General features: G+C 72.8%; 8 protein-coding genes. 2 read left to right on the forward strand and 6 right to left on the reverse strand.

Features of this window, described 5'->3' with window-relative positions:
- Positions 1-63: 63 nt before the first annotated feature.
- Positions 64-1,680, forward strand: a complete 1,617-nt coding sequence (locus CAP_RS51710; RefSeq protein WP_156041670.1) for a M16 family metallopeptidase — start codon at positions 64-66, stop codon at positions 1,678-1,680.
- Positions 1,681-1,736: 56 nt separating this feature from the next.
- Positions 1,737-2,828, forward strand: a complete 1,092-nt coding sequence (locus CAP_RS42660; protein WP_156041671.1) for a hypothetical protein — start codon at positions 1,737-1,739, stop codon at positions 2,826-2,828.
- 100 nt (positions 2,829-2,928) lie between these two features.
- Here CAP_RS42660 and CAP_RS42665 read toward each other — a convergent pair whose 3' ends face one another.
- The 6 genes from CAP_RS42665 to CAP_RS42690 form a co-directional block, all read right to left on the reverse strand.
- Positions 2,929-4,992 (reverse strand): suppressor of fused domain protein, encoded by a 2,064-nt coding sequence (locus CAP_RS42665; RefSeq protein WP_044252336.1) that lies wholly within the window; start codon positions 4,990-4,992, stop codon positions 2,929-2,931.
- A gap of 173 nt (positions 4,993-5,165) precedes the next feature.
- The gene (locus tag CAP_RS53100; protein ID WP_044252340.1) at positions 5,166-6,656 is read right to left on the reverse strand and encodes a hypothetical protein; all 1,491 of its coding nucleotides are present in this window, start codon (positions 6,654-6,656) and stop codon (positions 5,166-5,168) included.
- Between the two features lie 121 nt (positions 6,657-6,777).
- The gene (locus CAP_RS42675) at positions 6,778-8,241 is read right to left on the reverse strand and encodes a hypothetical protein (protein WP_044252343.1); all 1,464 of its coding nucleotides are present in this window, start codon (positions 8,239-8,241) and stop codon (positions 6,778-6,780) included.
- A 297-nt stretch (positions 8,242-8,538) separates the two neighbouring features.
- Entirely contained in the window at positions 8,539-9,330 is a 792-nt protein-coding gene (gene ureG, locus CAP_RS42680) for an urease accessory protein UreG (protein WP_081865845.1), read from the reverse strand.
- Between the two features lie 13 nt (positions 9,331-9,343).
- The gene (locus CAP_RS42685; protein WP_044252346.1) at positions 9,344-10,009 is read right to left on the reverse strand and encodes an urease accessory protein UreF; all 666 of its coding nucleotides are present in this window, start codon (positions 10,007-10,009) and stop codon (positions 9,344-9,346) included.
- A gap of 22 nt (positions 10,010-10,031) precedes the next feature.
- A partial coding sequence (locus CAP_RS42690; protein WP_044252349.1) for an amidohydrolase family protein occupies positions 10,032-10,611 on the reverse strand: 580 nt, incomplete at its 5' end.

The raw sequence follows: 10,611 nt of genomic DNA on the forward strand, positions 1-10,611 counted from the left end.
GCTCAGCAGGGCGCGGCGGGCGCGGTGTCTTCGCTGCTCCCGGGGATGAGGGGGTACTGAGCGATGCGGCGAGGCCTTGCCGGTGTGGCGGCGGCGTTGCTCCTCAGCGGGTGTGCGTCGGCCGGAGGAGAGGGGGCGGGGCCTGCGCCCGTGGCCGTGGCGTCGGTGCCGGGCGGCGGCGCGGACGTGGCAGGCGCGAGCGAGGCGGGGGACGAAGATTTCCGCTACGTGCCGCCGCTGCCGGCCCTGGCTGCGACGGTGGCCGCGCCGCGCGTGGAGGCGTTCCACCTGGCCGGCGGGCAGCGGGTGGCGGTGGTGGAGCGGCACGAGGTGCCGCTGGTGCACGTGGCGGTGCGGGTGCCCTGGGCGGGGTCGTCGAAGGCCGGGGTGAGCACGCTCGCGGGGGAGCTCTTGCTGGGCGCGAAGGCGCCGGGGAGCACGCGCACGCTCGGGGAAGAGCTGCGGGCGCTGGGGGCGGCGCAGGGGTTCCTGGCCTACGAGGAGGACGCTTTCCTGGGCTTCAGCGTGACGCCGGAGGCGCTGGAGGAGGCGCTGCGCGCGGTGTGGCGGGGGCTCGGGCCACGCGCGGCGCTGGACGCGGAGACGTTCGAGGAGGCGCGGAAGCGGCGGCTCACGCAGATCGAGCAGCTCGGGGCGGAGGGGATGCACGACCAGATGCGGCGGCGCATCGACGAGAGCCTGTTCGCGCCGGGGCACCCGTACCGGGTGAACGCGGAGAAGGAGGTGTCGGCGCTGCGGACGCTGAAGGCCGCGGACGTGCTGCGCCAGAGAGAGGCGGCGCTCCGGCCGGAGGCGCTGAGCGTGGCGATCGTGGGGGACGTGGCGACGGCGGCGGTGCGGGCGATGCTCGCGCCTCTGGCGGCGGCGCCGGCGACGTCGGCGTCGCCAGCAGGAGGCGCGCGTGAGGGAGACGGGAAGGGGCCGGCGGCAGGGGCGCGGAAGGCCAGTCGGGGGGAGCCGGGGGCGCAGCTCGCGCGGGGGCTCTTCCTGGTCGAGGAGCCGGGGCGCGAGGAGGTGGACGTGGCGGTGACGCTGCCGCTGCGGGACCCGGACGGGGCGGAGCTGCCGGTGACGACGGAGCTGCGGGGGCTGATCGCGCAGGTGGTCTGGGTCCACGTGAACCAGATGCTGCCGAAGCGGGTCTCGCAGACGTTCTCGTGGGTGCGGTGGCGCCGGGAGCAGCCGCTGTTCGAGTTCGGGGGCCGGGTGCAGCCCGACGACGCGGCGCGGTTCGTGGTGGCGGTGAGGCTGGGGCTGCAGATGGTGGAGACGCAGCTCCTGACGAACGCGGTGCTGGAGGCGCTGCAGGACGACGTGGCGGCGCGGGCGGCGAAGCTGCTGGGGAGCAGCGAGGCGCTGGCCCGGACGCTGACGCGCCTCGGGGACGCGGACGTGACCCTGACGCGGGTCTTCGCGGAGCAGGACGCGATCCGCACGCTGCCCGCCGAGGCGCTGCGCGGGATGATCCAGGGGCAGGTGCGCAGCGAGGAGATGCGGGTGGTGGTGGTGGGCGCCGCCGACAAGGCGCGGCCGGCGCTGGAGGCGCTGGGGATCACGCCGGTGAGCGCGAGGAAACGGGCCGCCGACAAGGCCGGCGCGAAGGCGGGCGACAAGGGCGCGAAGGCGGGCGACAAGGGCGCCGGGGGGGCGGGGCGATGAGCGCCACCGGGAGGAGCCGCAGAGGTGACGCGATGAGGGCCGCGATGAGGGCCGCGATGAGGGCCGCGATGGAGGCCGCGATGGAGGCCAGGGAGAGGCGCGGGGCAGGACGCAAGGGCGCAGCCTTGCTGGCGCTGGCAGGGCTCGTGGCGGGGTGCGGGAGCGCGCCGCCTGCCGTGGTGACGAAGCCGCCGGAGAGCGCCGAGGCGCCTCGCCCCTGGCCGCGGGCGTCGCTCGGGGTGGAGGGGATCCACGTGTCCATGCCGGGGGCGCCGCGGGAGGAGCGGCAGCGCTGGGTAGGGCGGCGCGGGGGCGTGGTGGAGCTGCACGGGCTGAGGCTCGCGGACGGTGACGAGACGACGCCGGACTACGCGGTGTGGCGGCTGCGGCTCACGGAGGGGTGGCCGGAGCCGGTGCTCGACGCGAGCACGCTGGTCGCGATGGCGCTCTCGGGCATCGAGGAGACCGGGGAGGCGCAGACGCTGACGCACCAGGGATTCGAGGGGCGGGCGGTGGAGGGGCGGGCGGCGGGGCCGTCGGGGTGGACGGAGCACGTGCTGGCGCGGGCGTTCGCGGTGGGGGGGAGCGCGTACCTGCTCACCGTGGGGGCGCCGTCGGGCCACATCGATCGCAAGGACGCGGAGCGCTTCTTCTCGTCGTTTCAGCTCGCGCTGCCCTGGCGGGTGCACGCGTCCGCCGACGGGGGGTTCACCGTGTCGTTGCCCGAGGCCGCCGTGATGCTGGCGGAGACCGAAGGCGAGGCGACCGAGGAGGCCGCGATGCACTCCCTGTTCCTCGGGGGCGAGGAGCAGATGATGTTCACCGTGTTCCACCGAGAAGTGCCGTCGGCGTGGCTGGAGACCAAGGGCGACGAGCCGCCCCGCGCGCTGAAGGAGCTGCTGCCGGGCGATCTCCCGGGCGGCCCGGCGACGCCCTTCGAGGACCTCACGATCACCCGGATCCCGGGCAAGCCTGCCTGGGAGCTGCGCGGCCGCTACCGGGGGAAGGAGCACCACTTCTGCTTCCACGTGGTGTTCGTGGGGACGCGGATGATCTCGGTGGGCGTGGCCTCGACGCGCGAGGACGTGCAGCAGGACGCGCGGGCGGTGCGGTTCTTCGGGTCGCTGCAGGTGCGGCGCAAGCACTGATACATGCGGCCGGAGACACTGTCCGTTTCCTGAGGCGACGGGCGTCAGGCCCGGAGCGGCGCGACGCCTGGAGGGCGGGGAGCAGGAGCCCGGGCGGCGATCACCGCAGGGGCAAGGTGGTCTCGACCTGCGGCGGGCCGGCGGCGAGCGCAGAGAGCAGCGGGTCCTCGGCGGGCAGGGTGATCACCAGCACCGGGCCTTGCTGGCGCGCCGAGCGCCGCGGCCCGGGGAGGAAGCCGATCATGGTCCCGGGGGCGTCGTCCGGCTCGTGCACGAGAAGCCGCTTTCGCCTGGCGAGGCGGGCGCCGAGCACGCGCGCGAGGTGACGTGCGTCGTCGCCGCCGCTCAGGGAGAGGTGGGCGACGCCTGCGTCCACGCGGACGCGCACGCGGGGGAGCACCAGCGCCGCGGTGGAGCAGCCCTCCCGCGTGGCGCCCTCGGTCACGCGATCCCAGAAGCCGTCGCGCTGGCTCCAGTCGGCGCGGGCGAGGTCGGTGACGAGGGCCGGGGAGGCGCGCGCGATGAGCGCAGCGACGCCCGAGGGGGACCACAGCTCGCAGGCGCGGCGCTCGCCCTCGGTGATGCCGTAGAGCCGGAGCACGCTGTTCTCGATGCCCTCCTCGCCCGCGCACAGCGGCTCGACGACGGTCAGGAAGGCCCGCTGCGCACCGGTGTCGCCCACCCGGGGGTCGGCGGGCGTGTGCTCGGGGAAGGGGACGCGGGCGAGGGAGGTGGCGAAGCTCATGGTCTCGCCGCGCTTGAAGGGGCGCTCGTTCTGCGCGTGGCGCGCGGCGTGCCGCAGGAGCGCGCCGGGCCAGACTGGCGGGGAGGCCGGATCCCCGGGGACGGCGATGGACAGCTCGTAGTGGCAGGCGCGACCGGCGAGCCCGCTGGTCATGAAGAAGTGGGTGCCCGTCGGGTGCGAGGCCAGGAGGACCGAGACGCCGCCGCCGCGGTGGAGCTGGAGGGGGTCGATGACCGTGGTGGGCTCGACCCCGATCCGACGCCGGATCACCTCCAGGAGGGCCTGGGAGAGGGCGCGTCCCTGAAGCCCTACGGGCCCTTCGTCCTCGTCGCTCTCGTCGCTCTCGTCGCTCTCGTCGCTCTCGTCGCTCTCGTCGCTCTCGTCCTCGTCCTCCGGTTCCCCGGGCTCTTTCTTCTGGAACACCCGACCCGACAGGAGTTCGTCGACGTGCGCGTTCCACACTTTGAACACGTCGAGGTCCAGGGGCTCCTGGTCGAGGATGCGACGCCTTCCCTCGTCGCTGTCGAACGCCACGACGTGCTCGAAGAGGACGCGGCCATCCTCCAGGAGCGTGAGGACCGCGCGGAACATGCGCTTGGAGCTCAGACCGCTCTCCGGCAACCTGCGGCCTTCGCGCCCCCGAAACCCGCTGACGTCGGCGACGAGCTGGGCATGGACCGCCGCAGGGATCCGGCCGATGAGCTTGTCGTTCACCTTTCCCACCCACGCGCCACCGCTCCTGGCCCGGTACGAGCCGTCCTCGCTCCTCGCGAAAGAGACGGATCGCAAGCGCAACTTGCCCGCCTCGTCGACCTCGGCCTCGAGGGTGCTGATCAGGGAGTACCTGGCGAGCCGGATGGTCATGGGCGGGGTCCCCTCCGGTGGCGTTCGTGGACGCGCGTCATCCAGGTCGCCGAGGTCCGTGTCCCAGAGCGCGGTCTCCTTGATCACCTCCGGGGGCAGGAGCGCGTCGACATGCGCGTCCCACACCGCGAACACCTCGAGATCCAGGGGGCTGCCTTCGTCGATGGAGCGCTTGCCCGCGCCGGCGTTGTCATCGTCGTCATCGTCGGCGTCGTCGTACTGCACCTCGTGCTCGAAGAGGACGCGGCCACCCTCCACGAGGGTGAGGACCGCCTTTTGCGTGTGCCAGGGGGGCGGGCCATGCTCCTGCGGCTCGCAGCCCAGACGCCCACGGAAGACGCCGACGTCGGCCACGAGCCGGGCGTGGGCCTCGGGGGTGAGCCGGAAAGGCGTCGCCTCGCGCACCGCTCCCACCCACGCGCCGCCGCTCCGGAGGCACAGCGGCCCCTCGTCGCTCGTGTCGAACGTGACCCGCCGCGCGCGCACCTCTCCGGTCTCGTCGACCTCGGCTTCGACGACGTCGACGCTCCCGTACGTGGCGACACGGATGATCATGCGCAGGGCTCCTTCGGGTGGAAGTCGTGAACGCTCACCGCCCGCGGCATCGGGGGGTGCTCCGAGCAAAGGCGTGTGCGTAGCCCTTCTGGAGCCTGCCTTGCAAGGGTTGGCGCGGCTCTTCGGGTCGCTCCGAATGCGCCCCCTGTACTGAGCTGCCCCCCTTCTGTGGCTCAGGGCGTGAAGAGGCCCGAGATCACATCCGCGCTCGCGCCGTCCCAGGTGACGGACCTGCGGTTCACCGCGTGATCGCTCCGGGGCTGCGCGGTGACGCGCACCTGGTACCAGGAGCCCTGCTGGAGAGCGCCCAGCAGCTCCAGCCCGATCTCCGTGCGCTCGGTGTGCACCACCCCCACCAGCATCATCGACGTGCTGCCCGGTGCCAGCCGGTACAGCGCGTAGGTGTAGGACAGGGCCCCCGAGGCTCCCGTCTCCGCGATGCTCACCTTGGGCGACGCTCCCACGCCTCGCCGGGTGATCTGCGCGTCCATCCCGTCGATCTGCAGCCCCCTCGGCGGAGTGACCACCGGCACGAGCGCGCTGGTCCCCATGGCGCGGGCATGCCGGGACACGCTCAGGAGGCTGTCGAGGCGCACCGTCAGCCCCGTGTCGGGCACCTTCAGGTCCACGTAGAACCTGGTGTACACCGAGCCGACGGCGCTCCAGTGCGATGGGTAGGGGTTGCCGTAGGTGAGGTCGAGCGCAGCGTCCTCCGACGCTGGATCGTCGAGCCAGAGCAGCATCGGAGAGACCGACGCCGCCACCCGCTCTCCGGCGGGCTGAGAGGTCAGGAAGACGCTGTGGCGATCGACAACCGCCGCCGGATGCACCTGGGCAGCCAGCGCCGCGAACTCGGCACGCCGCCAGTCGAGGTGCAGCGGGATCTGCGGCACGTCCGCCATGGTCCCGGACCATGCCGAGGTCGCGCCCTCGACCAGGGTGAAGGACGAAGGCGGCGCGTACACCTTGCCGACAGACCAGTAGCGCCTGGCCTCCCCCTCCCCGAACGGGCGCGTCACGAGCTGCGTCATGTACACCCGATCTCCCCGGCTGCTCTCGGTGACCCCGGGGACCTGCAGCAGGGAAGCGTCGGCGGTCGTGGTCAGGGCCGTGGTGCCGGCCGAGAGGGGGCGCTCGAGCGTGTCATCGAGGAACCCGAACGTGCCGGAGCCAAGCGCGTACGTGAGCAACCCGTCCTCGTCCTGCCAGGGGCTCAAGCCGTCGATGTCGAGCGCGATCGCCGTCGGCACCGTGGCCAGCCTGGCGTCGGGCCTGCCGAGGGTGAGCTCCCCGAGGTCCAGCTCCCGCTCCGAGGTGATGATCACCTCGTTGCTGCCCTGCCCCTTGACGTGCAGGTGGACGTCGCCTTTCGGGACGTCCACGAAGGTGAACACGCCCTCGTCCGACACGTGCCCGTCGAGCTTCCTGAGACCGCCGTCGTCCCGGTCGAGGGTGTAGGCGTTCACCGTGAGGCCGGTGAGGCCGCGGGGCTCCTGGATCTCGCCCCTGTCGGTCACGTGGGTGTCCACGAAGGTCACCGTGAGGTCGCCGTCGGTGCACCCGGGCGCGGCGACGAGCAGCGCAGTGAGCAGCGCCGCGCGCTGCGCGCTGTGGAAGAAGTGGAAGAAGGCGGCGTCGAGGCGGCGTCCCTGAAGAAAGCGCATGATGCGTGGTCCTTTCCTGCAGGCTCTCCTGCGAGCCCCGGGGAGGCGCGGCTGTAGATGCTGCGCGGGCGCCACCCGGAGGTGCTGCTCGCCCTGATGCGCCGCGGTCCGGGTCCGCAGCTCAGGGGGTGAAGAAGCCCGAGAGGACCATGGCATACGCGCCGTCCCAGGGGATGGCCTTCCGCTCCACCACGGGCGCGCTCCGGGTCTGCGCGGTGACGCGCAGGTGATACCAGGAGCCCTCCTCGAGCAGGCCCGGGATGCCGAGGCTCACGGAGGGATGGTCGGAGCGCAGCACCGTCACCGTCTCCAGCTTCGCCGCCGCCACGTCCAGCCGGGAGAGCATGAACGTGTACGTCAAGGCGCCGGGAGATCCGGCGTCCACGACGCTCACCGTGGGCGAGGTGCCCACGCCGCGCAGCTCGACCTGCGCGTCCCGTCCGTCGATCTGCAGGCCGGTCGGTGGCGCGACCTCGGGTACGAGCGTGCTCGTCCCCATCGCCTCGGCCTGCCGCGCCACACTCACGTAGCCACGTACACGCACCGTCGCCTCGGCGTCGGGCACCGGCATCTCGACAAGGAACGTGGCTCCCACGTCGCCGACCACGCTCCAGCCCGCAGGAAAGGGGTTCCCGTAGGTGAGGTCGAACGACACGTCGTCCGGCGTCATGTGAAAGATCGAGAGCAGATCGGGGGTGAAGGACTCCGAAAGGCGCTGCCCGTCCGGGTCGGCGTACAGGGATGCCCAGTGGCCAGCGCCGACGGCCGCGGGGTGAACCTGCGCGGCCAGGGCGGCGAAGCGGGAGCGCTGCCAGTCGATGTGCAGCTCCTCCTGCGGGACGTCCACCATGCTGCCGCGCCACGTCGAGGTCTCTCCCTCGACCTGCGTGAAGGGCGCGGGCGTGAACACCTTGCCGATCGAGGTGTAGCCCCAGGGTTCCTCCCCGAGAGGATGCGAGACGAGCTGGGTCAGGTACGCCCGATCGCCCCGCTCTCCCTCGATGAGTCCAGGGGACAGCAGGAGGGAGGCGTCGACGCTGGCTTCGAGGGAGGTGACGCCGGGGTCGGCAGTGTCGGAGCTGGTGGGGTAGAGCCAGCCATACGTGCCCGCGCCGAGCGCAAAGGCGCGCAGCTCGTCTCCTCCCTGCCAGGGGTTCAGGCCCTCGATGTCGAGCGCGATCGGGGTGGGCACCGTGGCCTTGCGGGCGTCGGGCCTGCCGAGGAGACGAACGCCGAGGTCCAGCTCGCGCTCCGAGGTGACGATGATCTCGTCGCTGCCTTCCCCGGAGACGCGCACGTAGACCTCGCCCTCGGGGACGTCCACGAAGGTGAGCACCCCTTCCTCGGAGACGAGGCCTTCGAGCCCGGTGAGGTCCCTACCTGCGCCGCCAGGCACGTAGGCATTCACCGCGAGGCCCGTGAGGTCGCGGCGGTGCGTGATCTCGCCCGCCTCGGTCACGTGGACGTCCACGAAGGTCACGGTGAGGTCGCCGTCGGTGCACCCGGGTGCGCCGAGGAGCAGCGTGGCGAGCAGCGCGCCGTGGAAGAGGGGGTTGTCGAAGCGGCGTCCCTGAAGAGAGCGCATGGGCGTGGGTCCTTTTCTGCGGGCTTTCATGCAAGCCTCGAAGAGGCGCGGCGATGGCCATGCCTGCCAGTGCCCGGCACCGGCGGCTTCATGAAGCCTCGTTTCCTGGGCTCCTCAGATGGCAAGACGCGAGTGGCAAGACGCGAGCCAGCGGCGCCCCGGGCCGCGCGCTGCGGTTTCGCGGGGGTCGCGCGCAGCGCCACGGCGTCGGGGCCGGGTGTGGAATGCGGGCGTTGCGCAGGCCTCTCACGGATTGCGCCAGGTCTGCGCAACGTCGCTCGGCGCAATCAGATCAGCTCAGTCGCCGTGAGGGATGCCGAGCGCGTGCTGGTGGGCGTGGAGGACGAGGTGGACGATCGCGTCGACACCCACGCCGCGCGTCACCTGGGCGAAGACGATGGGCCCCTCGCCGCGGATGGCCTTGGCGTCGCGCTCCATGACCCCGAGGTCAGCGCCGACGGCGGGGGCGAGGTCGGTCTTGTTGATCACCAGCAGGTCGGACTGGGTGATGCCGGGGCCGCCTTTGCGGGGCACCTTGTCGCCACCGGCGACGTCGATGACGTAGATGATGTAGTCCGCGAGCTCGCGGCTGAAGTTCGCCGCGAGGTTGTCGCCGCCAGACTCGATGAGGAGCAGCTCGGGGCGGTGCGCGGCCGACAGCTCTTCGAGGGCGAGGAGGTTCGCGGCGATGTCCTCGCGGATGGCGGCGTGGGGGCAGCCTCCGGTCTCGACGGCGCGGATCCGGTCCGCGGGGAGGGCCTGGTGCCGGAGGAGGAACTCGCCGTCCTCGCGGGTGAAGATGTCGTTGGTGACCACGGCGAGCCCGACACGGTCGCGCAGGGCGCGGCAGAGGGCGAGGACGAGGGCGGTCTTGCCGCTGCCGACAGGGCCGCCGATGCCCACCGTGAACGCGCGCTCCGCGTAGTCGCGGTCGAGGGGTCTGGCGCGCTCGTGGTAGTGGCCGGGGCCCTCCCAGCGCTCGTGGGTGTGGGCGGGGGCGTGGCCGTGGCCGTGGCCGTGGCCGTAGCCGTGGCCGTGGCCGCCGGGGGCGTGGGTGTGTGGCGAACCCTGGGAGGCGTGATCGGACATGAGGCTTCTCCGCTCAGCTCGAAAACAGGCGTGAATAGAGGTTGTCGTGGTGGCACTGGAAGAGATCGAGCAAGGGCGCGGTCGTGGCGAGGTCCGCCTCGGTGAGGCCGTCGGCGCGCGCCCGGAGGGTCTCGAGGGTCGGCGCGAGGCGGGCCTGCAGCGACTGCGCTTCGAGGGGGCCGACGAGGCCGAGCCGCACGGCGCTGGAGACCATGCCGCGCAGGTGCAGGAAGAGGAACAGGAGGGCGGCGTCGGCGCGCGCGAGGGCGAGGTGGGCGGTGACGGCGCCGAAGACGGGCGCGAGGTGGCCGGGGTCGAGGGAGGCGCGGAGGGTCCTGCGCAGGTCGCCGAGCGCGGGGATGCCGAAGGCCGCAGCCGCGGCCGCGAGCCAGGCGCGTCCCTGGGCGCGGCTCGCGCGGTTGGCCACCGCGCCCGTGGTGAAGGCGTCGCAGAGGTGGTCCAGCTCGGCGAGGCGGGAGGGGTCCGCGTGCGCGGCGAGGACGAGGGGGAGCGAGGCGCGCGCGGCCTGGTGGAGGCTCTGGATCAGGGTGCGCTCCAGGCCCTGCGCGCCGGCGATCTCGCCGAGCTGGGTGGCGGCTTCGAGGCCGCCCGAGTGGGCGAAGCCGCCGGTGGGGAAGGCGGAGTCGGCGAGCTGGAGGAGGAGCAGGGCTGAGGTCATCGCAGGGGGCGGCGGGGAGACCTCAGAAAAGGAAGTAGCGCTGGGCGAGCGCGAGCCGGGCGGCAGGGGGACAGGTGAGGTGTTCGCCGTCGGCGCGGACCACGTAGCTCTCGGGGTCGACGGAGATGGCGGGCAGGGCGTCGTTGAGGCGCATGTCCTTCTTGCCGAGGCTGCGGCAGCCGCGCACGGGTTCGAGGAGCTTGGTGAGGCCGTAGGAGGCGACCGCGCCGGTGTCGAGGGAGGCGCGGCTCACGAAGGCGAAGGAGGCGCGGCCAGGGGCGCGGCCGTGGGCGGCGAACATGGGGCGCATGCGCACGGGCTGCGGGGTGGGGATGGAGGCGTTGGGGTCGCCCATCTGGGCCCAGGCGATGACGCCGCCCTTGAGGACCAGCTCGGGTTTGACGCCGAAGAAGGCGGGTTTCCACAGGACGAGATCGGCGAGCTTGCCGACCTCGACCGAGCCGATGACATGCCCCACGCCGTGGGCGATGGCGGGGTTGATGGTGTACTTGGCGACGTAGCGGCGGACGCGGAGGTTGTCGCTGCCGGCGCGCTCGCCGCGCCCGTCACGCTCGCCGCGCTCGCCGCGCTCGCCGCGCTCG

It is taken from the genome of Chondromyces apiculatus DSM 436, from assembly GCF_000601485.1.
GTDB classification, from domain to species: Bacteria; Myxococcota_A; Polyangia; order Polyangiales; family Polyangiaceae; genus Chondromyces; species Chondromyces apiculatus.